The following is a 24,155-nucleotide window of genomic DNA, read 5'->3' as shown; positions in this document are numbered from 1 at the left end:
GGGCCAAATTAGAATCGATTATTTCGTTTTTGGCAAAGCAAAATGATTTCATAAAATTTATTTTTGTTTTATGGTTGTTGTTTAGTTTAATATGTATATTTGCAATTATGTTGCAAATTATAAAAAGAATATCCGCGCAATCTGCCGATATCATGGGTATATCGGCCTCGGTTATGTGCTTGATTCACTGTCTGGCATTCCCTGTTTTGATTTCTATGGGTTTTGTATTCAATACCGAAGAACATCATCATGATCACGATCATGCGCATATTCATTGGCATTGGATGGACTTTTTGTTCGTTTTTCTTGCAGTCTGGGCAGTCATAAACGCGGTTAAAAATACGCAATCCAAAGTTATAAAAATAGCACTTTGGGTAGCAGTTTCTATCTTTTCAGTAGGTGTGCTTTTACATGATGTTTACAGTTGGATGATTTATGTTTCATTGGTAGCCTCGGTTTTTTTAGTGATTATTCATATTATTAATTGGAAATATCATAGAAATTGTAAGGTTATTGTTGAGTAATTTCTTTTTTAAGTAAATTTCATATTACTTTGTTATTGATTTTATGACAAAGAATTATGAGATTATTTTTGAAATTTATTCTATTTGCTTGTCTTGTTTTCACCACAATTTCATGTGGAAGTGATAAAGTGGATCAAAATCAAATGCTACGTGATGAAGTAATAACCATACATGATGAGGTAATGCCTCATATGGGGGAGCTTAAGTCACTTAGAAAAAAAATCGATTCCAAAGCAAATTCGCTTGAAGAGGAAGATACTGTAGCAAATTCAGAGAAAATACTTGAATTGAGACTTCTTGCCAAAGATCTGGATGATGCTTTTGATGGAATGTTTGTTTGGATGAGACAGTTCAAAAGCTCAAATGAAGGTATGACAGATGAAGAGCTAAATTCATATCTGAATGAACAAAAAATCATGGTCACAAAAGTAAATGATGATATAAATAATAGCATGGCAAGAGCTAAAAATGAATTGCAAAATGAGTAAGCTTTTCTCTTGATTTTACTATAACATTTTTTTGAAGGTTAGTTATTCGATAGATGGGTATTATGATCATTCATCGGAATTTAAATATTCAGCTACCTTTTTACCATCAATGACCCCTTCTTCATTTCCCCATATATTGAAAATATATGTAACGATATGGGCAATCTCCATATTTGTTAAATTTGGATTTGCTGGCATGGGTTGATTGTAAGTCACACCATTGACCACTATAGGTCCTGCCAGTCCATATTTTATGATTCGAGCAGTCCTTTTAGGATTATTTCCTATATAATCTGACCCTTTTAGTGGAGGGATTAGTTTGCCAAGACCTGTACCATTATTTTGATGGCAGTTACCACAATAGTTCTCGTAAAGGATTTTCCCCTCAATAGCGTATTGTAAGACTTTTGCATCCTTGATATCAGACAATCCTCTATCAAGTTTATCTTTTTCAGGAGCACAGGACAAAATGAATATGAGTATAAGAGGAATGATAGTAAGGTTTTTCACTTTTAGTTATTAGGTAATATTTTTGGGATATCTTTAATCATTCTATCGACTTGATCTTCTTTTGTGCCGTCATATACGCCTCTGATATTTCCATTTTGATCCACCAATACAAATGCACCAGAATGAAGGATTCCTCCAGGTTCATTTTTATCTTCCATTGCAGTGGTTAGATAGCTTGTTTGGCCAATTTCAAAAATCTTCTCTTGATCGCCAGTGAGGAAATGCCAAGTTTTGTCATCTTCAACGCCAATTCTTGAAGCAAATTCTTTCAATAATTCTTCCGTATCATGCTCTGGATCCAATGTATGGCTCAAAATCATGAAATCAGGATTGTCTTTGAATTTTTCATAAACCCTAAGCATTTGCGTTTTCATAATTGGACATATCGTCGGGCAGGTGGTGAAAAAGAAATCTGCCACATAAACCTTCCCATTGGTACTGTAATTCGTGACCTGTTTGCCTTCTTGATTTGTGAAAGAAAAGTCAGCGATTTTATGTCGCACAGTATCTATTACTGTTTTCCCTTCCATTTCAAATTCATTTACGTGCCAGTTACCTAAGATTGGAAGTGGTTCGTTCGAATCAGTTTCTTTTGAATTACAGCCAAAAGAAATATATAGTATCGATGTAAGCAAAAGGATGCTTTTGAATTTTTTCAACATAACATTGTTTTTTTTAACCTTGATTTTTCTCTCTAATTTTCTTGTAAAATTTAATCCCCAACATCATCGTAATACCCAAGACAAATATTCCAACGATGCCCCATACTACACTGATCAGACTTTTTAATACAATTAGGAACACTATTGCAAAGAGCAAAACGGTAGCTACTTCGTTCCAGATCCTCAATTGTGTCGAGGTCAACTTGGAATTGCCATTTTGCAAATCAGTATAGATCTTTTGACAATAAAAGTGATATATGTACAAAAGGAAAACAAAACCTAATTTGGCATGCATAAACCCTTGTTGCAAATATCCCCAGCGGTAAGATAAAACCCAGAAACCAAATACAAGTGTGAGTATGGCAGAAGGCCAAGTGATGATATACCACAAGCGATTGGCCATTAAATTGAGTTGTGGTACTAGTATTTTCCTTTCGTTTTCTGGTTTTTGCCAAGCTTCAGCTTGATAAATAAACAGTCTGACGATATAGAATAAGCCTGCAAACCATGTAACTATGAAAATGATATGAAGAGCTTTGATATATTCGAAGGCCATTGTACTTTTTTTCTGCTAAATTAAGGCTTTAAATCTAAACATCCTTAAGAACATGCCAACTAGATATTTGTTTTATGTAATCATTTTGATTGTTGTTTTTCTGATTATTTGGATAGGCAAGGAGTCTTTTACACAACCTGGAGTAAATGATCTTGACTTGGAATTTGAAGAAATGGCATTTTACCGAAATGAAAACAACACAGGGCCTGTCATTCGGGTTTATTCAGTATATGTGGCAGATACGCTTTGGAATATTTTGGAAGATTATGGCTCATTTATGCCTCATACCAAATATGGGAATACGAAAGTTTTCTTTTTTGATTCAAAGGAGAATAGTCCTAAGACTACTTTTCCTGAGGAGCCATATTTTGACCAGAAGTATTACAAACACTGCATCGCTAAATATGAAAAATCAAGTATGGGAGATGTGAAATTTGTAAAATTTCCATTTAGGTAACAATCATATTCATAAAGTTAAAAGATTCGGATTTTGAAAAAAAGAAAAAGACTTTCTGAGCAAGAGTATATTGATGGGGTGTTGTCTGGAGATCGGGTGACTTTGAGTCAGGCGATCACTTTGGTAGAGAGTGCGCTGCCTTCAGATCAATTGATTGCTGAGCAGGTGATGTCAGCGGTTTTGCCATATACTGGAAAATCTATTCGAATAGGAATTACGGGAGTGCCTGGTGTTGGGAAAAGTACGTTTATCGAGCGTTTTGGACACTTGGTGGTTGAAGAAGGCTTGAAGTTGGCTGTGTTGGCGGTAGATCCAAGTAGTCAGTCGGGAAGGGGAAGTATTCTTGGTGACAAAACAAGGATGGAGACACTATCTATGGACAAGAGAGCCTATATCCGACCAAGTCCTTCGGGTACAGCTTTGGGAGGTGTCAGTGCTAGGACTAGGGAAGCAATGTTGCTTTGTGAAGCTGCTGGGTTTGATGTTGTATTTATAGAGACAGTAGGGGTAGGGCAGTCAGAGATTGCTGTCAAAGGTATGGTTGACTTCTTCCTATTACTCATGCTTGCTGGTGCTGGTGATGAATTGCAGGGGATCAAGAAAGGGATCATTGAGATGTGTGATGCTTTGATAATCAATAAAGCTGATGGTGAAAACATAGAAGCCGCCAAAAGAGCCAAAAGAGAATATGCCAATGCCTTGCATTTGTTCCCAATAAAAGAAAACACATGGCTTCCAAAAGTTATGACTTGCTCAGGATTGAATGGTGATGGATTACAATCCATCTGGGAGATGATACAATCTTACAAGGAAAAGATGATCAACAATGGATATTTCGAAAAAAACAGAGCTGATCAAAGGTTAAATTGGATGAATGACCACATTAAATACCTTCTTGAATCCTCTTTTTACCAAAATCCTACAATAGAAAAAAGCATCAATGATTCTTTGACTGACATCAAATCAGGAAATGTATCAGCTATCAAAAAAGCCAGAGAATTGGTTGAGATTTTTATCCATCAAATCAAAATGGATGATAAGTAGCTCTTTAGTAAGAACGCATTTTGAATTTCTTTTTTAATTCGTTGACAGAATTTCTGAAAGCTGTATCTGTTTCCATCAAATCATTCACCGTCTGTACAGCGTGAATCACGGTACTGTGATCTCTACCACCAAAGTGGTACCCAATAGATTTCAAAGAATGATTTGTAAATTCTTTAGAGAAATACATTGCCACTTGTCTGGCAGTTACGATTTCTTTTTTTCTGGTTTTCGCTTTTAGATCATCAAGTTTTATGTCAAAATAATCAGAAACTGTTTTTTGGATAAAGTCTATCCCTACCTCTGTTTCTATATCTTTGACAATGTTTTTCATGATCTGTTTTGCCAAAGTAAGATCTATCTCTACTCTGTTGAGCGATGCATGGGCAATTAGGGAGATCATGACACCTTCGAGTTCCCTTACATTGGTATCTACAGTATAAGCTAAATATTCTATTACATCATCAGGTATATAGATACCTTCAGATTGCATTTTTCTTCTGATGATCGCAACTCTTGTTTCAAAATCAGGCATTTGCAAATCTGCTGTCAGGCCCCATTTGAATCTGGAAAGCAAACGTTCTTCCAATCCTTTTAGATCTCTAGGAGGACAGTCGGAAGTCATGATTATTTGTTTTTTGTTTTGGTGCAGGTGATTGAAAATATGGAAAAACATCTCCTGGGTTCTATCTTTTCCTGCCAAAAACTGAATGTCGTCAATAATTAGGACATCTACTTGCATATAGAAGTTTGTAAAGCTTTTTACATTACCATCTTTGATGGAATCCATAAACTGGTTTACGAACTTTTCAGATGATACATATAGTACAAACTTCTCTTCCGGACCATTTTTGATTTCGTTTCCTATAGCTTGCACCAAGTGAGTTTTGCCAAGACCTACTCCTCCATATACCATCAATGGATTGAAAGAGGTGATGCCTGGCTTGGTAGCAACTGCAAATCCTGCGGACCTAGCAAGTCTATTACAATCTCCCTCAATGTAGGAGTTGAAGGAGTAATTTGGGTTAAGGTTTGATTGAAGTAGCATGTCACTATTCAATGACTGCATTTCAAATGGACTTTTACTTTCTTCTAGTGGCTTTGGTTTTTTGGGATTGTTGGCAGCTGCATTTCCTTGAGGATAGCTTACCATATATGGTTGATTTTGGGAATTGCCCCTGTCCACCACTACGGCATATTCAAGCCGTCCATTTTGACCTAAGGTAGTTTTGATTGCTAGTTTGAGGACTTCTACATAATTGTCTTCCAGCCACTCGTAAAAAAATTGACTCGGGACCTGAATCGTAAGGCTACTTCCTTCTAATCTTACAGGATTGATGGGTTTGAACCAAGTAGAGAAACTTTGTTCACTCACGTGTTGCTCGATCACACGTAAGCATTCCTTCCATACTGCATTAGCCTCTGAACTCATTTATTTTATTGAAATACTGTATTTTGAAAAGATTGAATAAACTCCTTGCCTTAATTGAAGGGCATCAAATTTGGGGAAAATTAATTTAAATAAAAAATCAAATTCAGCTTGATTTTCTAATAAATTGTTAGATTTCTGGAACTTGTATAGGTTATTTTGTTACTGTTTGAAAATTCAAAATCTAATTTCCCTAATCTAAGAGCTCCCGTGCCTACTTGATTTACAATTGTTGTATGACCCTCAGCATTTTTTACCAGCGTAGGCTCATCTAAGAAAGTATGGGTATGTCCACCCAAAATTAAATCTATTCCTGAAATTTGACTTGCCAATTTGAGGTCATCGATTTTTTCCGATCGATATGAATAACCCAAATGGGATAGGCAGACAATCAAATTACATTTTTTACGCTTCAGTTCCTCTACCATTTCTTCAGCAATAGCTACAGGGTCCAAATACTTGGTCTTCCCATAATTTTTGGATCCCACTAATCCGTCCAAAGAAATACCTAACGCAAACACTCCAATTTTTATTCCACTTTTGTTAAAGATCTTGTACGGAAGGAAGGCGTCTTTCAGAATAGTATCTGTGAATTCATAATTTGAGGATAAAATATTAAAATTAGCGTGTTCTATTTGCTTTTTGATTCCTTCCAAGCCATTGTCAAACTCGTGATTTCCTAATGTGCTCGCATCATAACCCATTTGGCTCATAAGTTTGAGCTCTAATTCCCCTCCATAAAGATTGAAATACGGTGTTCCCTGGAAAAAATCTCCGGAATCCAACAAGAGAACATTGTCAGAATCAGACCTTACTTTTTTGACAAGTGATGCTAGTTTTGTCATTCCTCCTTGATTTGCATTTCTACCTCCATCATTTGGAAAAGGTTCTATCCTAGAATGCATGTCATTGGTGTGAATGATTGTGATGCTTTTTGAATTAGGATGTAGGCTGGATAAAGCCATCACAGAATCACCAAGACTTAAACCTAAGCCTGTCAATATACTCTTTTTAAGAAACGATCTTCTTTGCATCTTATCTGTAAATTTGTCTGCCTTCGATTTCAGCATTGAGGTTTTTTCCTTCACTTGTTTTTCCCTGAATCATTTCGATCAACATGTCCCTTAGCAATATATTTGAGTTTTCTTTGAGGGGTAATCCGATCAAAAAATCCATATTGTCACCACCATTGGCTAAGTAATCATTAATAGCTAAAAGATAGGTTTTTCCTGTCTCTACGGGTTTTCCATTTACAGAAAATTCTTTTAGCTGATTGTCTTGCCCAAGTATTCTCATACCACTCACAGACATGTTTTTTCTTTCTGTCATGAATTCAGCTAGTTTTATGACATCACTGGATTGTAATTCTAAGATAACAAGGTAATTGTCAAAAGGAGAAAGTTCATAAAGATTACCCAAAGAAATTTGTCCAATTGGCAATTCGTTTCTCATTCCGCCATTGTTGATGATAGAGATATCAATTGTAAGTCCGAATTTTTTTTCCGCATATTCTTTTTGTATATCAGTAACAAAATTCCCTAACAAATTTTCCCTGCCTTCTTTCGTCAAAGCCTTGTCCGAGATACCAATAACAGTCCCCATTTTCTCTTCCATAGCTTCTTTGTAAGGAGAAACAAATTGAACGAAGTTTTCTTCTTGGTTGATTGTTTCATCAGCAGCTTTATAATTACCCTGAAACTGAAACCCTAGCTGCGGGCTACAATTTAGAAAAAGTAAAGAGATCATGCTGGCAAAAAACAATTGCTTTGTCAGTGATATTTTGTTCATTGGAATTATCCTTTAAGCTGCAAATTATGATTATCCCAAAGATAAAAGTTTTAATTGTTTATACCCTAATGACTTTTTAGATGATCTTATTTTTCATTACACAAACTCGATGTAATCCTTTTTTCTAACTAAAATAAAGGACAACTTTAGGGATGGACTATCAAAAAGTAATAGAAGAAGTATATAATGAGGTCTTGGAGGAAAATCCTCGGGGAAAAGTAGCGGATTATATTCCAGAGCTAGCACATGTAGATCCTGATAGATTTGGAATAGCTTTGGTGGATTTGAATGGGAAAGTTTATGGGGTCGGAGATTGTGAAGTACCCTTTTCTATTCAAAGTATCAGCAAAGTGCATACACTAACGATGGTCTTTCATGTTTTCAAATCCAAACTATGGTCTAGGGTAAATGTAGAGCCAAGTGGCAATCCTTTCAATTCTATAGCCCAGCTTGAGTTTGAAAAGGGAATTCCTAGAAATCCGTTTATCAATGCAGGAGCTTTGGTGATTACTGATGCCTTGTGTAGCAAATTTGAAGAACCTATCAAGCAAATATCAGATTTCATCAATGAAATCTCAGGTCAAAACTGTGTGAACATTGACCATCAAGTCAAAAATTCAGAAAAAAACCATGGCGAAAGAAATACTGCAATGGCATACTTTCTTAAAGCATACAAAAACTTTGACAATGAAATAGCGGAAGTTCTAGATGTTTATTTTTCACATTGTGCAATGGAAATGTCTTGTGTAGATCTGGCAAAATCTTTTTCCTTTTTGGCAAATGATGGATATTCAATTTTTGCAAATCGAGAAATAGTTTCTGAAAGTCACGCAAGAAGAATCAATGCGTTGATGTTGACCTGTGGATTCTATGATGAATCAGGAGAATTTGCGTTCAGAGTAGGATTGCCTGGGAAAAGTGGAGTAGGAGGAGGGGTTGCAGCTGTGATGCCTCATAAGTTTAGTGTGGCTGTATGGAGTCCTGAACTGAATGAAAAAGGTAATTCAGTAAAATCAGTCAAAGCATTGGAGCTGCTGACCGACAAATTGTCCTTTTCTTTGTTTTAGAAAAAAAATAAAGGTAGGAGGTGATTGGAATTTTTCCAATTACCTCTTACCTTCTTGTCCTTTTTAAAAATGGCTCTTAGAAGACTTTTTCAGAAATTTTGGTGATCAGTACTTCTGAGAAGAGCTCATTTTTAGTTTGCTGCTTCAATACGGACTTCTACTTTACGATCCATTTCGTTGCTGTATTTTTGTGCCCCTCTGATCACTTGTCCACCAGATTCAAAAGTTATTCTTGAAGAGTTGATTTCATATTTCTCTTCAATAATTTCAGCGACAGCTTTCATTCTTTCATCGGCCAGTTTCAAGTTGTACGCAACATTTCCTGTATTGTCAGCATAGCCTGTTAGCAAAAGATTGTACCCTTCATTATTCTTCACAAACTCAATCAGACTTTCGAGTTTTTGGATCTCTTCCATTTCGGGTATTCTCTGGTTTATTTTAAAGTAAATGATTTCTTTAGATTTTAAAAGCTTTATCACTGGATCATTTTCAATAAAGACAGTATCTCTTACTGTTATAGTCTCAGGAATTCTTTCTGCTGTTTTATTTTGGGAAGTTATAGTTTTTGCCATTGCTGATTTTTCTTCTGCAGAAATTCTGGCTAATCTACTAAGTTCCGCTTGATCAATTCCAAGTGCAATAAAACTCCATGTGGTAGCAGCTCTATTCACTCTGTCTATTTCTTCAAGGTCAAGTGATTTGATTTCATTTTCAGCATTGCCCGAACCGGAAGGTTCCTGATTGTTTGAAGCAGCAGCATTTCCTACTGCCGCACCACCAAAGAATGCTGCTATTGTCTTCCAAAATCCCCCACCTTCTCTATCTCGCCTTCTTCTTGGGGCGGGTTCTTGTCTTACCCTTTCTCTGATTACAGTTTGGTTATTGGTAGTTATTCTTTCTGGCTCTGATTTTTGGGTTGTTAAATTAGTAGGGGAAATACCTCTGCTACCCATATAAATCACCTCTCTTGGTAAGGCATTTAGGCTATCTCTTTCTGCTTTCAGCTTCCTAGATTCAGCCTCCAATTCTTGGATTCTATCAGTTTGGTCTGATTTTTTTTTTTGATTTTCCAGATCTCTTTCAGGGGATAATTGAATGGCAGAATCAGGTTCCTGATTCTGCCTAGTAACCTGAGTGATTAGCCGACTGTTTGTATCACCAAATGTTGCAATTGAGTCTCGTTTAGCAAATGTTGTATTTGTACTTTTATCTTCAGCAAGCTCTCCAAGCATTTGGTTTTGGATAGCGTAGGTATTACCTAATGAATCTTTGTCTATTAAAGTAGTATCAGCTTGATCAAATGGCAAATCGTAATTGTATGGTAAAAATGATCTTACTTGAGACTGAATTTGGTAATCACTTTTAAGCTTGGAAATACTGTCAATTTCTGCTTCGTATTGCACTTTGCGATTTTGAATACTATCGAGACTATATCTCACACCAAATAAACTTTTCTCAGTCGCTCTTTGAAGAGAATCTTTTTCTGAAGCATTCAGTATGGTGTCATTGGCTAATAAAGCTTGATAACCAGTCATTTTTTGTTGAATTTCAAGAAGAGATTTTTCTTCAATTCTCCCATTCAAAATCTGTTCACGTCTGTTCGCAATCTGTTGATCCCAAGTCAATACTTTTGTTTTGTAATCGAGACTATCTCTCCAGCCTTGATCTACCATTTGAATATTGGTATAATAGTTATAAGTATTACCTAGTTTTTCAGCTTGGACAGAATCAGACTTTTGAGGTTCTTCAATAGCTGTAGTATCCGATTTCAAAGCTTCTTTTTTCTTGGGAGATATGATCTGGTTTTGACTATAAGTAGGATATGAAGTACTTATTCTTGGTGCACGGAAAGATGTTTTACTTGCTCCAAAATTAAACTTAATACCTACTCCATGGTAAATCACCCAATCATTTAACCCGTTATTTTTGCCTCTGTTGGGCTCGGTTGGATCCACTACATTGGGACCTGGTTTGGCTGCATATGCTTGGAAACTATTATCGTAAGTTGTTCTATAAGTCCCGCTGACATCATCCAAATAATCTGAAAATGAATGGATAAAATCACTTTGGGCAAATACTTCAAATCTATTTCCTAGTCGCAATCTAATTCCAAGACCAAAGTTTGCATAAAACGTACCTAAGTCATAGCCATTTTCCAATTCGGTTCTAATGGAACTTAGTTCCGTTTCGTAAATACCATTATTTACGGTGTTTGGATTGAGGTAATTGTATTGATTTCCGTCATCATCAAGTAGATCTCCACTGATGTCAAAATCCAAAAACCCAAATCCTAAAGTGAAGTAGGGTGCTAGGAGAGATTTGGAAGAAAGGAATTTGTCATTATCTGTTTTGAAAACAAATGACACACCCATATCTCTTGTTTTGTTTTGGAAATTCAATGCCCGGTCGAAGTTCCTAGATGTAGTCAAAAGCTCTCCGTTTCTTTGGATGTATCGATCACTCATTGAATACTGATATTGACCGTAGCTAAACTGCAAGCCGACTGTAGGGCTCAAGCTTTTTTCTAATGAGATTTTGAACGAGTATTGATCGAAGTAATTATCATTAAAGTAAAAGAGATGATGGATTGCATCGGTATTGGATAGGCCTCTTATTCTGTGTGGAGTTAGATCTCCATAATAATTAGAATAGCCGCCACTTACTCCCAACCTCCAATCAAACTCTTTTTGCTGACCAAAAAGAGTTGATATTGAGAGTGTACATACGAATATTGTGAATATTAGCTTTTTCATCAGATTACCTCCTGTTGTTTAGCCCAACCCATAAGTTGAATTCAAGGCTTAAACCTGCATAAGGTTGGATGTAATTTGTTTTACTGCCTGAATTTGTATCATCCATGTTGATCATTACTGCTCCAGCGTTGAATCTCATGACATTGAATAATTTATATCCCAATCCTGCATAGATAGGAAGGTTGACCAATGGTCCTGAGATTTTGGTGCCATTTTCAGATTCAAAATTTTGGATAAATACTCCAGTAGAAAACGAAGCGTTTCCTAAGAATTTTCGAAAAGTTCTATTGCCAAGAGGAAGAGATAATCCAATATTTGGGCCATTAAAGTATTCTGTAGAGCCAAAACTCCTTTTTACAGCAAATGCGCCATACCCAAAGTTCAGCGGGAGTGTATTTGGTTTCTTTTCTGTTGGGTAAGCATTTACTTCTCTGATATCTACCAAAGACATTAAACTTCTTGAAAGAAATTGATCCAGTTCATTCTGAACAGTTGCTATTAATTCATTTACATATTGATCAGCATAGACAGCTTTTTCATTTTCACCATCCTTATTTCCAAGGATATTGAATCGAGCTCTCCTGAGTTTTAGTTTGTTTTTTTGTGCTAACTTTTGCCTTACCAAATCACTAAATCCAGGAAAATCCCTCCCCAAAAAAAGTCTATAGTCGATCAGTCCATTCTCGACGATTTGATTCATCTGAGACATCATTACTTGATCATTATTGTATGATTTTATTCCTCCAGAGGCTACTTCAAGATTGGCATTGATGTAGGATTCAAGGTTTTTGTGAAGAGCATTTTTCACAGCGTCCATTTGGGATTCCTCTGCCCTTTCATAAAAATAAAATTCAAGATTATAATCTGTATTACTTTTTAGAGGATTTCCGACATAGATTTCATATTGATTGATTTGAAAATCAAAAGCAGTCTTCCAGCTATATTCTTCCGTTTGGTTTTCGTTTCTGCCAGGTCTATTTATCTTGACTTTCACAAATTCAATATTCCTTGGCAATGTTCCTCTAATATAGAAAGGCTCTTCAGCAGGTAGTGGTACACCTGAGTTTACTTGATTTGATACTACATCATATTCTACGGATTTGATTTGTGCAAAAGAATGGCTGCAAACCGCAAATACTAATAAGATTATAAATATTTTTTTCATAACTATATTTGATTTAAAAATTAGGTTGAAAGTTTAAATTTACTTGTACTTTTCAATTTTGTCTGAGATTAAAACATCTTCGTTTTTTCTGATTTGAATTCTGTAATAAACCAAAACCTCTTCAGCTCCAGCGTTAAAAACAGCTTCTTGAGCATTTTTGGCGATTTTCATTAATTCATCTTGCTCACCTTCCATTACGGTTTCGAATGGAGTGACTACATGAGGGATACCCGAATTTTGGATCACTTCAATAGCTTTATCTACGAGTTCATAACTGTCAATGGATTTGCTTTTTGGTATGATTTGAATTCCGAGATTAACAATATTTTTTTTCATAGGTGTGGTGTTATTTTGTTTGCCCAAATGGCATATCCTTTTTCGTTCATATGTAACTTGTCTTGAACAAATAGACTTGCTTTGGGACTCCCATTGTCGTCTAGCATTTCGTCCCAAACATTGATAAAAGTCATATTTCCTAACTGCTGGCTTAAGGCTAATGTTTTTTCATTCAATTGTTCGAATTGCTTCTGCTTTTCCCATCTGCTAGGGCTTGGTTTGGCACTGATGAAAAACAATTCAGTCTTAGGGTTATGGGAAATGATTTTCTTGTAAAGCTCTTTATATTCTTGCAAAATTTGTTTAACAGCTTTTCCTTCTTGAATATCATTTTCCCCTACATATATAAATACCTTGGAAGGCGAATAGCGAAGTATCGTCTCTTCAATATAAAGTAGCAGTTCATGTGTCTGTGATCCGCCAAATCCAGTATTTATAATTTTATTGTTTGGAATATCCTCTACCAAATTTTCCCAAAGTCGAATACTTGAACTGCCTGTAAACACAATGCCTCCTTTTTCAAAAGCATTTTCAGGATACTTTTCAATTATGTGTTTAATTTCATTTTCAAAAGGCCTATTTTGTGCTTGACAATTCGGATAGAAACCTAGGAAAAGGAAAAGTACAAGAGATAAACACTTGACATTGTTTTTGATTTTCATTTTTAATAGTTGGTTTTTGCTGGTGATTTTGGATGATTATTGTTTCAATAATGAACTCTAAGTGTTCGTTTTTGAAAATTTATCCCACTATAAGGTACTCATTATTTAGGTGGTATCCGTGTTGAATAATTTATTTATCACATAAATTACAGCTTTCAAAGCTAAATAGTGGGTTTATGACACATTTTTTACCCTATGAAAGCTATTCGGATATTTTTGAACTGGTTTAGTTCGTTTTTTGAATATATAATTCTCTTATTTTAGAAACACATTTATGAAAAAAGTCACTCAATTCTTTTGGTTTTGTAGCGGAGCCAATTTCAATTTGTTGAAAAAAGCCCCAACAGATGGGAATAAATACTTTGGAATTGGAGGTACAATTTTCTTTACTGGTTTGCTTGCAACCATCTCAGCAGGCTACGCTTTGATGACTGTTTTTCAATCGATTTGGTATGCAATAGGATTTGGGATTATTTGGGGTTTGATGATCTTCAATCTTGATAGATTTATTGTGTCTAGCATGCGTAAAAGAGCAAAATCTTGGTCTGAATGGAAAATGGCAATCCCTAGATTGATAATGGCTATTATTTTGGCTTTGGTTATTTCCAAACCATTGGAATTGAAGATTTTTGAAAGAGAAATCAATAGGAAGCTGGATGAAAAAAAATCCGAAATGATCGCCCAAAGCAAAGAGTCCTTGAAGAATGGATTTACAGAAATCGATGCGCTTGAAGGACAAAAAGACAGCTTGAGATCCGAACTGCGAAATGCTGTGGGTTATCGAGATAGATTGCAGCAAGAATACGACTACGAAAGGTTTGGGACAAAAACTGACGGGACTAGTGGTATCATTGGTTTGGGTTCAAATGCGAAGAAGAAAGAACAACAACTCGATGCTGCACAGCAAAATTTGGATTTATTGAATCAAACGTACCAAGAAAAAATCGATTTGTTAGAACAAGAGATTCAGAGATATGTAGCTTTGAGGGAAGCTGAATTCACTAAGATTCAGCCAAATATTGATGGTTTTGATGGGATGGCTGCAAGAATTGATGCATTGTCAGTTTTGACACAAGAAAGTCAAGCGATGAAAATGGCAAACTTGATGATTATTTTGCTTTTCGTAGCGGTAGAAACAGCTCCGATTTTTGTCAAATTGATTTCGCTCCGAGGTCCTTATGACGATTTATTGGATTTGGCAGAAAAGGGTGTGGAGGTATATGCAAATGAGCAAACTGTAAAATTGGTAAAGCAAAGCGAGTGGCGACAAAGGGCTTTTTCTGGGTGAAAGAAAAGTCAAAAGATTCAAGAAACTGCATTTTGGGCTACTTGATCAAGTCTGTTCATGGTTTTGCTCACTGATCTCCATTCGCTCAAACTGATAATCGCTATGATCCTGCTAAGCCTCGTCCCGGGGTTCACCATGCCTTCTGCTAACCCTGCGATCACCTGATCTCTCAGGGCTATGCATGAATGTCTATCTTGATGCGAAAAGTACTCATTTGCAAATCTCCAAGCGCCTTCTCTCGCAAGTTTGATACTGAAATTCACTAAAATCTCGTCCCTTCCTTTGGCAAAGCGAATGAGTAATTTGAATAGTGGAGAAATGGCTCCAATATTGTTTTTCACACCATCTACCAACTCTGAAAGCACGTTGTTGATAATAACAAAATCATTTTGGATACTGATCAAATCTTTCTCACCCACAGTTTCCACAGCAGCGATACCCAAATCCAAATTGATATGTGCATTGATGCCTAAAAGCAAGTGTTGGAGGACAATGTGTTTTGAGTTTTTGGCAGCATCAAAACTGATTTTCCAACAATCAGTCAGACTCTTCCCGTTTTGATAAGCTTCGTAAGCATCGATAAATCTCTTTGCAAAGATCACGTCAAGCTTTTCCATTCTTGGATTGTCTTCAAATTCACCCTTTAAAATACCTTCTTTGACCCGGATCGTGACTTGTCTGTAGAGAATGGCAAAGTAACCTAGGCGGGATTCTTTTGCGGCACATTCTGCTACAATTTCATCCATTCGTGCTATTACATCATCTATCGTTTTCATCTAGCTATTCATTATTAAAGATTCCAAAAAATCACCTACATAATATGCAACCAAAGCAGCTAGAAAACCTAAAGCCAATGTTTCTCCAATACTTTTGAAAATATTTGTCTGATTGACAAAGCTTTTGAGCCAACCTACTGTGGCAAAGGCAATTCCTGTAAATATACTCGTCCATAGGAATACATCAAAACTTGTTTCCTGAAAGTAATCATATACATAGATCATCAAAGGGATAAAACCAACCACTATGAATGAAATCAAGGTTGCCAAACCAATCTTGAATGGGCTTTTGGTTTCTTCCATCATATTGAGCTCGTCTTTCATCATTTCGTTCACCCAGCGGTCTTTGTCTGATGTAATTACATCCACTACTTTTTGTAACAATTCACCTTCAAACCCTTTGTTTCGGTATATTTCTTCGATCTCTTCTCGTTCTTTTTGGGGTAAGTTGTCCACTTCCCAATATTCAATGGCCTTGTGTTTGTCGTAATTTTCTTGATCTGATTTGGAAGAAAGAAATGCCCCAACAGACATAGAAAAACCATCTGCCAGTAAGTTGGCAAACCCAAGGATGATAATGATCGAAGGGTCAAGGTTGGCACCGACAGCACCAGCCACCACTGCAAAAGTTGTCACCGCACCATCAATGCCGCCATAAACGAACTCCCTCAGATATACTTGGATGTTGCCAATAAATGAAATCTCCTGATGTAATTTTGTCTCCTTCATAATTTATTCTACAGTTTCTTCGTACCATGTTTTGTGTACAATTTTCCATTGTTTATCAATTTTGATCAAGGTAAGAAAATCAAAATAGTATATCCCCGGCCAAAATAATTCTGTTTTTGCTATAGCTGTATAGCCCTTTATCTCAATTTGCTTTATTTCATTTTTGTATTGCTCAGGGTCTCTAGCTTGTCCTTTTGAAGTTCCAGTAGCCCAATCTTCATAATTCGTAATAGTGAAGACACTTCCCCTATATCCAATAAGTCTTGCGTTTGGATCAAAAGCCATATCAAGCTTGTGCCGATCTCTCTCAATCATCCCTTCAAAGTAATTATGAACTGCCTCTGTAATGAGTTCTTTATCAGATTTTGATTGAGCACAAGCAAAAAAACCGAATGATAAGAATGCGATAAGTATTAGTGTTGCTTTCATACTTTTAAATTAATGAAAAATGCAGGTTTTTTACCATGTGAAAAATAAAATGCTGTAATTTGGAATACGTCTTATTCTAATAAATCCAGCAAATAATAACATTATGGAAAAAGCAAAAAAAATAATTATAGGAACCCTCTTGATATTTTTTGGGATCATCCTGATTGATTATGTGATAGAAGTACTTTTTAGAGGTACTGAATTTGTGGTATGGAAAACCTACATTACTACCCTCAGAGTGTGGCTTACAAGGCTGATAATCTCAATTGCTTTGGCTTATTATAATGTATGGAAGCAGGAGAAAAGAGAAAATGCACAAAAAATGGATTAAGGTGATGTTTTAGTGGCTCTTAGTTTTCTGGGAAGTAACTATTAGTAATTCTTATATCATTATTGTTTTTGCACTTTTACTAATCGACTGAAAACAATAGCTTTTGCCGAAAAAGGCTTAGGAATTAAGGTGAAAAATCATTTTAACTCATTTTCTTCAAGTATTTCCTCTCCAGTTTTGGTAGGGATAAGATTTTCTAATTCTTCTGTGGTAAAAAGCCTAGATCGAATCATAAACCTGATGCCCATTGGAATTTCTATTGAAAAGCTACTTCCTCTACCAGCTGTAATGTCTAGGGTAAGTTGTGTGTGTTTCCAATATTCAAATTGATCTTGATTCATAAAAAAATCACAGCCATAGACACTGCCAAGCCATATATCACTTGCACCAACTTTGAAATCTCCTTTTTCGAAGCACATAGGAGAAGATCCGTCACAGCAACCGCCACTTTGGTGGAACATCAGGTCTGTCCCAAATCTTTTTTTCAAAGTATCGATAGTCTCTTTTGCTGCGTCGGAAATGAGTACTCTAGGAACATATTTGTTATCAGACATTTGTATATGGTTGTCATGGTTGTAAAATAGAAACCTTTGAGGTCTTTTTCAGACCTCGAAGGTTTCTAAAGTCTAGCAAAATTTCAATTTTCTAATATGCTTGATATGGAATGGAAAATCTTTGCTGTCTTTTGAAGACCTCAAAGATTTTCTTCGTGCCTAAATTCCGGATTATCCTACATTGTCTTTTGGTTTGTAGGATTAACCTTCCAGGTTTCGCTCTCGCATTTCTTGAAAACTTTGGCTTTTGATAAAACCTGAAAGATTGACGGATTTTAGGATTTCCTAAAAGAATCCAAGCTTATTCTTATCATAAGAAATCAACATGTTCTTGGTCTGACGATAATGATCAAGCATCATAAGGTGGTTTTCTCTTCCGAATCCAGATTTTTTATATCCACCAAATGGCGCATGAGCAGGGTAGTTGTGGTAGCAATTTACCCAGACACGTCCTGCTTGAATAGCTCTCGGTACTTGATACAGTTCATGTGCATCTCTTGACCACAAACCAGCACCAAGACCATACATGGTGTCGTTTGCGATTTCTATTGCTTCTTCTGTAGTTTTGAAAGTCGTGACAGATACTACCGGCCCAAAGATTTCTTCTTGGAAAATCCTCATTTTGTTATTCCCTTTGAAGATTGTTGGTTGAATATAGTATCCTGTTTCCAAACCTGAGTTTAAGCTTGCTTTGTCACCGCCGCAGAGAACCTCAGCTCCTTCTTGCTTTCCAATATCCATGTAAGAAAGAATTTTTTCATATTGATCATTAGATGCTTGAGCTCCCATCATCGTGTCTTCAGCTAGTGGGTGTCCCATTTTTATGGCTTTGGTTCGCTCTATTACTTTTTCCATAAATACATCGTAAATATCTTCATGAACCAATATTCTGGAAGGACAAGTACATATTTCTCCCTGATTCAAAGCAAACATCACCGCGCCTTCTACAGCTTTGTCGAAAAACTCATCATCCGCATCGGCTACAGATTTCATGAAAATATTCGGAGATTTACCGCCAAGTTCCATGGTGACAGGGATGAGGTTTTCAGATGCATATTGCATAATCAATCTCCCTGTTGTAGTCTCACCAGTAAATGAAACTTTGGCAATTCTTGGTGAAGAGGCAAGTGGTTTACCTGCTTCTGGACCAAAACCTGTGACGACATTCAAAACTCCTGGAGGAAGAACATCAGCAATCAGTTCCATCAGCACCATGATGCTTGTTGGGGTTTGTTCTGCTGGTTTTACGACAGTACAACATCCAGCCGCCAAAGCAGGTGCGATCTTCCAAGTGGCCATTAGCAGAGGGAAGTTCCAAGGTATGATTTGCCCGACTACTCCCAATGGCTCATGCAATGCTATGCTTACAGTATGTTCGTCATGCTCCGAAATCGAGCTTTCATCTGCACGGATTACTCCAGCAAAATATCTAAAATGATCTATAACCAAAGGTAGATCAGCTGCCCTTGTTTCTCGTAATGCTTTACCATTGTCGATAGTTTCTACTCTAGCTAGCATTTCCAAGTTTTCTTCTATGATATCAGCTACTTTGTTCAGAAGCTTACTGCGTTGGGCGGGGGAAGTTTTGGACCATGAAGGGAAAGCAGCATGTGCTGCATCCAGAGCCAAATCAACATCAGCCTTGTTGCCTCTTGCAGCTTTTGCAAATGGTTTTCCGTCAATAGGAGAGATGTTGTCAAAATATTCACCTGAGGACGGTGCAACCCACTTTCCTCCAATAAAATGATCGTATTTTTCTTTGATTTTTGGCCTGTCCACAGGCTTTGATTGAGATAATGTTAGTGTTGACATATAATTTTTTATTTTGGGTTTTTCAAAGTTCTTCAAATATTCCAATAAAAAATCAACCTATCATCTCAGAAGATCAACCTGAAATGACATTTCATTTAAAAAGAATAATGGTTGGATTTGCTTTGTCAAATCAGCAAGCATTGTTTTTTTAGATACTATCAGAAGGATTTCCAATTTAGATTGAATCAAATTCATCCTTACTTGAAATACAATCTTCTTGTTTAGTTTTGAGGGGAAAAGCACAAGTCAGTAGTTTAAAATTCTGATTATTTTGCTTTTTAATGACTATCATATTTGATAACTTTAAAAAATACCCAATAACCTAAAACCCAATAAATCAATGTCGAGGCAATTTATAGCTGGAGTACCCTGGAGATCTGATAGAGATCTAAAGACTCTTGTAGAAAACCGAACTACTTACACTTTAGATAATTGTGAGCTGAATATTTTTGAAACACATCAAGAAGCAAGAGATGTCAATTTGGTATTCGGTGATTTGGTTTTGACCACGATGCTGAAGGGCAAGAAGGTAATGCATCTTTTCGATAAGGCTGGGTTTGATTATTTGCCTGGGGAATCAGTGATTGTACCACCAAATGAGTTGATGAAAATTGATTTTCCTGAAGCTAAGTTCGATAATCCTACGCAATGTATAGCATTATCTATTTCTCAGGAGATGATTGAAAACACATTTAACTTGCTCAATGAAAGATTTCCTGATAAAATGCTTTCTGAGGATTGGGGTTTGGATTTGTCTAACTTTCACCTGATCAATACACAGGATCTTTCGGAGATCATCAACAGGTTTATCAGAATTGGTGTAAAAGAAAGGTCAAAGGAAAAAGATGTAATAGCAACCTTGGCATTGAAGGAGTTACTCATTCGTCTCACTCAAACTCAAGCTAGGGAAATGCTTGAAAAAACATATAAACAGTTGGCTTCTAACAATAGATTGGCACATGTAGTTGATTATATGAAAAAGAATATCAGAGAAAATCTCACGCTGGAAACACTTAGTGCTAAAGCATGCATGAGTAAAGCGCATTTTTCGAGATCATTTAAAAATGAACTGGGAATTTCTCCAATGGAGTATATTCTTAAGGAGCGTCTGAATTTGGCAAAAAACTATCTTCGAATGGCAAACTATCAGATCCAAGAAGTTTGTTTTATGGCAGGGTTTAATAATATAACCTATTTTATTCGTGCTTTTAAAGCAGAATTTGGAACTACTCCCAAGGTTTTTCAAAATTCTATTCAAATACAGTAGATTCATTGGTCTTTGATAATTATCAAAAAAATATTGTAGAAGTTTTTTGCCATTTGTTATGTTTTTGTTATGTTTATAAAAATTTGGTAGTGAAAAAACTATAAATGTTAAGGATTTACCAAACGAAATATGGCTGAGGTCAGTTACAAATAAACCCACTCAAGGAGTCTTCTACAGAGACTCCTTTTTTTATGGTTAAAAAATAAACCTGATTTTTTAAATTTTATGTAAAAAATAATAAAAGTGGTTTAATTTTAAACCACTTTTTGATTTTTTGTTGTTTTCAATATTTTTTAAGCTTTCAAAAACCAAAAAAATGGCCTCTGAGCCAACTGAATAATGATTTTTGGGTGAAAATTTGACCCTAGGAGATCATAAAGGCCAAAAAAGTAGGATTAATGGGATGCCTACCAAAATAAGGATGATTTCCAAAGGAGCTCCTAATCTTAAGTAGTCTGTGAATTTATATCCTCCAGGTCCCATCACTAAAGTATTGCTTTGGTGGCCAATTGGTGTAAGAAATGCGCATGAACCTCCAACAGCTACCGCCATCAAAAATGGCTCTATGTTGACTTGCATTCCAGATGCTATATTTAGTGCAATTGGCGCCATCAGTACTACTGTTGCTGCATTGTTGATAACGTCTGAAAGAAACATGGTAATAATCAAAACCAAAGCTAAAATTGTCCATGCAGGCATCGAGTCTTTGAAGGTCAATAGCTGCTCAGCTATCCAGCTGGCGCCACCTGATGTTTCGAGGGCAGTTCCGAGCGGAAGTAGCGCACCCAATAAAATTATTACTGGCCAGTCTATAGATTTGTAAAGTTCCCTGATTGGAAAGATTTTAAAGATCACCATTAACAGTGCTGCTATGGTGAAGGCTATTTGTACAGGTAGCAGGCCAGATATGATCAAAGCCAACGATAAGGTGAAAATCCCAACAGATAAAAGTATTTTTTTTGGTTGGCCTAAATTGAGCTTCCTGTCAGCAAGTGGTAAGCACCCCATTCTTTCTATTGCCTCGTCCACTTTATCTTGGTCACCTTGTACCAAAAGTACGTCGCCCACTTGGAACTTTACATGATCTATACGCTTACTTATTTTTTGGTTTTGTCGGGAGATAGCCAATAGATTTATTCCATACCGATAGCTTAGGTAAAGTTGTGCAGCTGTAGTATTGATGATGTTTGCATTTGACATTACTACTGCCTCTACCAGTGTAATGTTTTCGGGCTTGACATCTTCACCGGTTTCTTTTTCTTTTCCAACCAATGAGGTTTTGGAATCATCTATGAATGACTTGATATCATCGGGATCACCTTGTATAGTAATCACGTCATTTTCCCTAAAGACAAAATTTCTGCCAGGTGCATACGTCATCTGACCACCTCGAATAATATTAAGAACTTGAATATTTCCTTTGGTGAATTGATGAATTGACCTGTGGGGCTCATCTATCAATTTGGAGTCTTCGACTATCTGTACTTCGGTGATGTAATCATCGATTTTGAATTTGTTTTTTTCATCTTCATTTGAAGCTCGCTTTGGTACAAGTCTCCAGCCAATCAAAACTATAAAAAGCAATCCTACAATAGCAAGTCCTACCCCAACTGGTGCAAAATCAAACATGGAAAATTTTTCCCCACTTTGCTCCGCCATAAATGTTGAAATGATAATATTTGGAGGTGTTCCTATCAAAGTGGTCATCCCTCCCAGGAGGGATGCAAAAGAGATAGGCATCAAATAGGATGATGGAGACTCGCCATTTTTATTGGCTATATGTATCGCCAATGGCATTGTCATCGCCAAAGCACCCACATTATTCATAAAAGCTGATGCGATACAGACCATACCGCATAGTATTGCCAATTGGACTGTGAAAGGGAAGTTTTTTTCCATTAGCAATTTGGCCAACCATTCTATCAAGCCGGATTTTGCCAGTCCATGACTGACAACCAGTATCATAGCGACTGTGATGACGGCAGGGTGTGCAAAGCCATTGAAAGACTCATCAGCAGGAATCAATCCGGTGATAACCAATAGCAATAAGCAAATGATAGCAACTAGATCATGACGAAGTTTGCCCCATGAAAAAAGAAAAATTGCAAGAACTAGAATACCAAATACTATTTCTTTTTCCATTTTTGATTCTAAGTAAGGGTAGTTTTATCCCAATGCAACATCTAGTATCATCATGACTGTAAAGCCAGCCATGAAACCTAAAACTGCCAAATCAGTGTATTTATCTCTTTGTGTTTCTGGGATTACTTCTTCCACTACCACGAATATCATAGCTCCAGCAGCAAAAGAAAGCGCATAAGGAAGGATGTTTTGCATATAAATAACTGCTACGGCACCTATTACTCCAGCTACAGGCTCTACTACAGCAGAAAGTTGCCCGTACCAGAAGCTTTTTCTTCTGCTGACACCTTGTCTCCTCAAAGGCATGGAGACAGCCATCCCTTCAGGGAAATTTTGAATCCCAATACCTATCGCGAGGGCGATAGCTGCAGATATACTTGCGCCTTCCATTCCCATGGATGCAGCTCCAAAAAGTATGCCTACAGCAAGCCCCTCAGGTATATTATGCAAGGTGATGGCTAGCAAAAGTAGGGTCGATTTATGCCATTTCGTCGCAACTCCCTCAGATTCACTCTTGTTGAAGTTGATGTGTAAATGGGGCATAAATTTATCTAAAGCAAAAATGAACAATCCCCCTAGCAAAAAACCAACTGCTGCGGGAATCCATGGGTAATTTGGGAAAATATTTTCCGAATGCTTAATGCTTGGTGCCAATAAGGACCAAAAACTAGCTGCGATCATGACACCGCCTGTGAAGCCAAGGAGCGTATCAAAAACAGATCGCTTGATTTCCTTGAAAAAAAACACCAAAGAAGCTCCCAAGGCTGTAACTAGCCATGTGAAAGTTGTAGCTAAGAATGCAGATTTGACTGGACCAAGTTTTGTGGCATATACTTCTAATAACTCTAACATAAGTATAGATTTATACAAAAGTATCTAACTTTTTCAAATATTCTGTAAAATAAAAAATAGTAGTTAAGGCCCAGCTTTGATATAGGTCCAGCCTTCTTCTTGCTTAAGAATTATTTCGATAATTGCAGAGGGAGTATATTTAGCAATATTAAGAAAGCTTGACTTTTTTAGATTACGCTGCTTTAGACTGTTTTCACAAATAACAAATTCGACTCCTTTTTCAGTTAACGCTCTAATTTCTGCTTCCAATGGATTACTTTCTTCTTTTAGTAAATCTATTCCCATTCCATGAGTCACAACTTCAATTTTTGAATTGGGCGCTGCCTCCAATACATTATTCAATTGTTTTAAGAATTTCTCATTAATAGATTCATTCGCATTTGTCAATTGGAATAAGATTTTATGTTGTTTTTCTGAAATGACTTGTGCGCTTGAGAGGTTTGATAAGAAAACAGAAAATATAATGATCAACAGGGATTTTTTCATTTGGTGTTTATGTGTTACTTGGTAAGTTTTTATTGTAATCTCTTCTAGCAT

26 protein-coding genes are annotated in these 24,155 nt (G+C 36.4%); 8 read left to right on the top strand and 18 right to left on the bottom strand.

All coding sequences use genetic code 11. The annotated features are described in order from the left end of the window. Positions 1-29 precede the first annotated feature (29 nt). Together MM213_RS09270 and MM213_RS09265 are read left to right on the top strand one after the other, a co-directional pair. Positions 30-524 carry a MerC domain-containing protein gene (locus MM213_RS09270; protein ID WP_241411620.1) on the top strand — a complete coding sequence of 165 codons (495 nt, stop codon included), beginning with the start codon at positions 30-32 and terminating at the stop codon, positions 522-524. 56 nt (positions 525-580) lie between these two features. Continuing rightward, positions 581-1,012 carry a hypothetical protein gene (locus MM213_RS09265; protein WP_241411619.1) on the top strand — a complete coding sequence of 144 codons (432 nt, stop codon included), beginning with the start codon at positions 581-583 and terminating at the stop codon, positions 1,010-1,012. Between the two features lie 66 nt (positions 1,013-1,078). Here MM213_RS09265 and MM213_RS09260 read toward each other — a convergent pair whose 3' ends face one another. From MM213_RS09260 to MM213_RS09250, 3 genes are read right to left on the bottom strand one after another with little or no spacing between them, the layout of a single operon-like run. Further along, positions 1,079-1,522: a c-type cytochrome gene (locus MM213_RS09260; RefSeq protein WP_241411617.1), complete on the bottom strand. Its 444-nt coding sequence runs from the start codon at positions 1,520-1,522 to the stop codon at positions 1,079-1,081. 2 nt (positions 1,523-1,524) lie between these two features. Continuing rightward, on the bottom strand, positions 1,525-2,184 hold the full coding sequence (locus MM213_RS09255) for an SCO family protein (protein WP_241411615.1): 660 nt from the start codon (positions 2,182-2,184) through the stop codon (positions 1,525-1,527). 13 nt (positions 2,185-2,197) lie between these two features. Then, positions 2,198-2,740, bottom strand: coding sequence for a CopD family protein (locus MM213_RS09250; RefSeq protein WP_241411613.1), 543 nt, complete (start codon positions 2,738-2,740; stop codon positions 2,198-2,200). 52 nt (positions 2,741-2,792) lie between these two features. Here MM213_RS09250 and MM213_RS09245 point away from each other — a divergent pair, with 52 nt between their 5' ends. Further along, a complete protein-coding gene (locus tag MM213_RS09245; RefSeq protein WP_241411611.1) occupies positions 2,793-3,197 on the top strand; it encodes a hypothetical protein in 405 nt (134 codons plus the stop codon). 33 nt (positions 3,198-3,230) lie between these two features. Beyond that, positions 3,231-4,241, top strand: a complete 1,011-nt coding sequence (gene meaB, locus MM213_RS09240; protein ID WP_241411609.1) for a methylmalonyl Co-A mutase-associated GTPase MeaB — start codon at positions 3,231-3,233, stop codon at positions 4,239-4,241. Positions 4,242-4,245: 4 nt separating this feature from the next. Here meaB and dnaA read toward each other — a convergent pair whose 3' ends face one another. From dnaA to MM213_RS09225, 3 genes are all read right to left on the bottom strand, one after another. Further along, positions 4,246-5,670, bottom strand: coding sequence for a chromosomal replication initiator protein DnaA (dnaA, locus tag MM213_RS09235; RefSeq protein WP_241411607.1), 1,425 nt, complete (start codon positions 5,668-5,670; stop codon positions 4,246-4,248). Between the two features lie 116 nt (positions 5,671-5,786). After that, entirely contained in the window at positions 5,787-6,701 is a 915-nt protein-coding gene (locus MM213_RS09230; RefSeq protein ID WP_241411803.1) for a bifunctional metallophosphatase/5'-nucleotidase, read from the bottom strand. Position 6,702: 1 nt separating this feature from the next. Then, positions 6,703-7,455 (bottom strand): 5'-nucleotidase C-terminal domain-containing protein, encoded by a 753-nt coding sequence (locus MM213_RS09225; RefSeq protein WP_241411605.1) that lies wholly within the window; start codon positions 7,453-7,455, stop codon positions 6,703-6,705. A 152-nt stretch (positions 7,456-7,607) separates the two neighbouring features. On the opposite strand from MM213_RS09225, the gene MM213_RS09220 reads away from it, so the two are divergent. Further along, complete coding sequence (locus MM213_RS09220; RefSeq protein WP_241411603.1) at positions 7,608-8,522, top strand: glutaminase; 915 nt, start codon at positions 7,608-7,610, stop codon at positions 8,520-8,522. 131 nt (positions 8,523-8,653) lie between these two features. Here MM213_RS09220 and MM213_RS09215 read toward each other — a convergent pair whose 3' ends face one another. The 4 genes from MM213_RS09215 to MM213_RS09200 are packed head-to-tail and all read right to left on the bottom strand — an operon-like array spanning position 8,654 to position 13,438. Beyond that, the gene (locus MM213_RS09215) at positions 8,654-11,275 is read right to left on the bottom strand and encodes an OmpA family protein (RefSeq protein ID WP_241411601.1); all 2,622 of its coding nucleotides are present in this window, start codon (positions 11,273-11,275) and stop codon (positions 8,654-8,656) included. Between the two features lie 4 nt (positions 11,276-11,279). Then, complete coding sequence (locus MM213_RS09210) at positions 11,280-12,440, bottom strand: hypothetical protein (RefSeq protein ID WP_241411599.1); 1,161 nt, start codon at positions 12,438-12,440, stop codon at positions 11,280-11,282. 39 nt (positions 12,441-12,479) lie between these two features. Beyond that, entirely contained in the window at positions 12,480-12,776 is a 297-nt protein-coding gene (locus MM213_RS09205) for a thiamine-binding protein (RefSeq protein ID WP_241411597.1), read from the bottom strand. Further along, complete coding sequence (locus tag MM213_RS09200; RefSeq protein ID WP_241411595.1) at positions 12,773-13,438, bottom strand: GDSL-type esterase/lipase family protein; 666 nt, start codon at positions 13,436-13,438, stop codon at positions 12,773-12,775. The genes MM213_RS09205 and MM213_RS09200 overlap by 4 nt, the downstream gene beginning before the upstream one ends. Positions 13,439-13,712: 274 nt before the next feature. Between MM213_RS09200 and MM213_RS09195 the strand changes: the two genes are divergently transcribed. Then, positions 13,713-14,726: a DUF4407 domain-containing protein gene (locus tag MM213_RS09195; RefSeq protein WP_241411593.1), complete on the top strand. Its 1,014-nt coding sequence runs from the start codon at positions 13,713-13,715 to the stop codon at positions 14,724-14,726. A gap of 17 nt (positions 14,727-14,743) precedes the next feature. On the opposite strand, the gene MM213_RS09190 is transcribed toward MM213_RS09195, so the two are convergent. The 3 genes from MM213_RS09190 to MM213_RS09180 are packed head-to-tail and all read right to left on the bottom strand — an operon-like array spanning position 14,744 to position 16,660. Then, positions 14,744-15,502 carry a DUF5995 family protein gene (locus MM213_RS09190; protein ID WP_241411592.1) on the bottom strand — a complete coding sequence of 253 codons (759 nt, stop codon included), beginning with the start codon at positions 15,500-15,502 and terminating at the stop codon, positions 14,744-14,746. Further along, positions 15,503-16,231, bottom strand: a complete 729-nt coding sequence (locus tag MM213_RS09185; protein ID WP_241411590.1) for a VIT1/CCC1 transporter family protein — start codon at positions 16,229-16,231, stop codon at positions 15,503-15,505. It lies immediately after the preceding gene. A gap of 3 nt (positions 16,232-16,234) precedes the next feature. Continuing rightward, positions 16,235-16,660, bottom strand: a complete 426-nt coding sequence (locus MM213_RS09180; RefSeq protein ID WP_241411588.1) for a nuclear transport factor 2 family protein — start codon at positions 16,658-16,660, stop codon at positions 16,235-16,237. A 103-nt stretch (positions 16,661-16,763) separates the two neighbouring features. Here MM213_RS09180 and MM213_RS09175 point away from each other — a divergent pair, with 103 nt between their 5' ends. Beyond that, positions 16,764-16,991, top strand: coding sequence for a hypothetical protein (locus MM213_RS09175; RefSeq protein ID WP_241411587.1), 228 nt, complete (start codon positions 16,764-16,766; stop codon positions 16,989-16,991). A gap of 137 nt (positions 16,992-17,128) precedes the next feature. Here MM213_RS09175 and MM213_RS09170 read toward each other — a convergent pair whose 3' ends face one another. Beyond that, entirely contained in the window at positions 17,129-17,545 is a 417-nt protein-coding gene (locus MM213_RS09170) for a DUF779 domain-containing protein (protein ID WP_241411585.1), read from the bottom strand. 285 nt (positions 17,546-17,830) lie between these two features. Then, positions 17,831-19,357 carry an aldehyde dehydrogenase family protein gene (locus tag MM213_RS09165; protein WP_241411583.1) on the bottom strand — a complete coding sequence of 509 codons (1,527 nt, stop codon included), beginning with the start codon at positions 19,355-19,357 and terminating at the stop codon, positions 17,831-17,833. Between the two features lie 340 nt (positions 19,358-19,697). Between MM213_RS09165 and MM213_RS09160 the strand changes: the two genes are divergently transcribed. Further along, positions 19,698-20,624, top strand: coding sequence for an AraC family transcriptional regulator (locus tag MM213_RS09160; RefSeq protein ID WP_241411581.1), 927 nt, complete (start codon positions 19,698-19,700; stop codon positions 20,622-20,624). A gap of 372 nt (positions 20,625-20,996) precedes the next feature. On the opposite strand, the gene MM213_RS09155 is transcribed toward MM213_RS09160, so the two are convergent. The 3 genes from MM213_RS09155 to MM213_RS09145 all read right to left on the bottom strand — a co-directional run bounded on the left by MM213_RS09155 (position 20,997) and on the right by MM213_RS09145 (position 24,155). Next, positions 20,997-22,766: an SLC13 family permease gene (locus tag MM213_RS09155; RefSeq protein ID WP_241411579.1), complete on the bottom strand. Its 1,770-nt coding sequence runs from the start codon at positions 22,764-22,766 to the stop codon at positions 20,997-20,999. A 24-nt stretch (positions 22,767-22,790) separates the two neighbouring features. Further along, positions 22,791-23,618 carry a ZIP family metal transporter gene (locus MM213_RS09150; RefSeq protein WP_241411577.1) on the bottom strand — a complete coding sequence of 276 codons (828 nt, stop codon included), beginning with the start codon at positions 23,616-23,618 and terminating at the stop codon, positions 22,791-22,793. Between the two features lie 63 nt (positions 23,619-23,681). After that, entirely contained in the window at positions 23,682-24,155 is a 474-nt protein-coding gene (locus tag MM213_RS09145) for a DsrE family protein (protein ID WP_241411575.1), read from the bottom strand.

The organism is Belliella alkalica, from assembly GCF_022549785.1.
In the GTDB taxonomy this organism is placed as follows: Bacteria; Bacteroidota; Bacteroidia; order Cytophagales; family Cyclobacteriaceae; genus Belliella; species Belliella alkalica.
The sequence above is the reverse complement of the archived record's forward strand: the minus strand, read 5'-3'. Positions and strand labels throughout refer to the sequence as shown.

Excerpts from the sequence above, each read along its gene's own strand:
- MM213_RS09185 (WP_241411590.1), bottom strand. The coding sequence starts at position 16,231 with ATGAAGGAGACAAAATTACATCAGGAGATTTCATTTATTGGCAACATC.
- MM213_RS09150 (WP_241411577.1), bottom strand. The coding sequence starts at position 23,618 with ATGTTAGAGTTATTAGAAGTATATGCCACAAAACTTGGTCCAGTCAAA.
- MM213_RS09230 (WP_241411803.1), bottom strand. The coding sequence starts at position 6,701 with ATGCAAAGAAGATCGTTTCTTAAAAAGAGTATATTGACAGGCTTAGGT.
- MM213_RS09155 (WP_241411579.1), bottom strand. The coding sequence starts at position 22,766 with ATGGAAAAAGAAATAGTATTTGGTATTCTAGTTCTTGCAATTTTTCTT.
- MM213_RS09180 (WP_241411588.1), bottom strand. The coding sequence starts at position 16,660 with ATGAAAGCAACACTAATACTTATCGCATTCTTATCATTCGGTTTTTTT.
- MM213_RS09160 (WP_241411581.1), top strand. The coding sequence starts at position 19,698 with ATGTCGAGGCAATTTATAGCTGGAGTACCCTGGAGATCTGATAGAGAT.
- MM213_RS09255 (WP_241411615.1), bottom strand. The coding sequence starts at position 2,184 with ATGTTGAAAAAATTCAAAAGCATCCTTTTGCTTACATCGATACTATAT.
- MM213_RS09165 (WP_241411583.1), bottom strand. The coding sequence starts at position 19,357 with ATGTCAACACTAACATTATCTCAATCAAAGCCTGTGGACAGGCCAAAA.
- MM213_RS09175 (WP_241411587.1), top strand. The coding sequence starts at position 16,764 with ATGGAAAAAGCAAAAAAAATAATTATAGGAACCCTCTTGATATTTTTT.
- MM213_RS09215 (WP_241411601.1), bottom strand. The coding sequence starts at position 11,275 with ATGAAAAAGCTAATATTCACAATATTCGTATGTACACTCTCAATATCA.
- MM213_RS09205 (WP_241411597.1), bottom strand. The coding sequence starts at position 12,776 with ATGAAAAAAAATATTGTTAATCTCGGAATTCAAATCATACCAAAAAGC.
- dnaA (WP_241411607.1), bottom strand. The coding sequence starts at position 5,670 with ATGAGTTCAGAGGCTAATGCAGTATGGAAGGAATGCTTACGTGTGATC.
- MM213_RS09210 (WP_241411599.1), bottom strand. The coding sequence starts at position 12,440 with ATGAAAAAAATATTTATAATCTTATTAGTATTTGCGGTTTGCAGCCAT.
- MM213_RS09200 (WP_241411595.1), bottom strand. The coding sequence starts at position 13,438 with ATGAAAATCAAAAACAATGTCAAGTGTTTATCTCTTGTACTTTTCCTT.
- MM213_RS09265 (WP_241411619.1), top strand. The coding sequence starts at position 581 with ATGAGATTATTTTTGAAATTTATTCTATTTGCTTGTCTTGTTTTCACC.
- MM213_RS09170 (WP_241411585.1), bottom strand. The coding sequence starts at position 17,545 with ATGTCTGATAACAAATATGTTCCTAGAGTACTCATTTCCGACGCAGCA.
- MM213_RS09245 (WP_241411611.1), top strand. The coding sequence starts at position 2,793 with ATGCCAACTAGATATTTGTTTTATGTAATCATTTTGATTGTTGTTTTT.
- MM213_RS09195 (WP_241411593.1), top strand. The coding sequence starts at position 13,713 with ATGAAAAAAGTCACTCAATTCTTTTGGTTTTGTAGCGGAGCCAATTTC.
- MM213_RS09145 (WP_241411575.1), bottom strand. The coding sequence starts at position 24,155 with ATGCTAGAAGAGATTACAATAAAAACTTACCAAGTAACACATAAACAC.
- MM213_RS09250 (WP_241411613.1), bottom strand. The coding sequence starts at position 2,740 with ATGGCCTTCGAATATATCAAAGCTCTTCATATCATTTTCATAGTTACA.
- MM213_RS09225 (WP_241411605.1), bottom strand. The coding sequence starts at position 7,455 with ATGAACAAAATATCACTGACAAAGCAATTGTTTTTTGCCAGCATGATC.
- MM213_RS09190 (WP_241411592.1), bottom strand. The coding sequence starts at position 15,502 with ATGAAAACGATAGATGATGTAATAGCACGAATGGATGAAATTGTAGCA.
- MM213_RS09220 (WP_241411603.1), top strand. The coding sequence starts at position 7,608 with ATGGACTATCAAAAAGTAATAGAAGAAGTATATAATGAGGTCTTGGAG.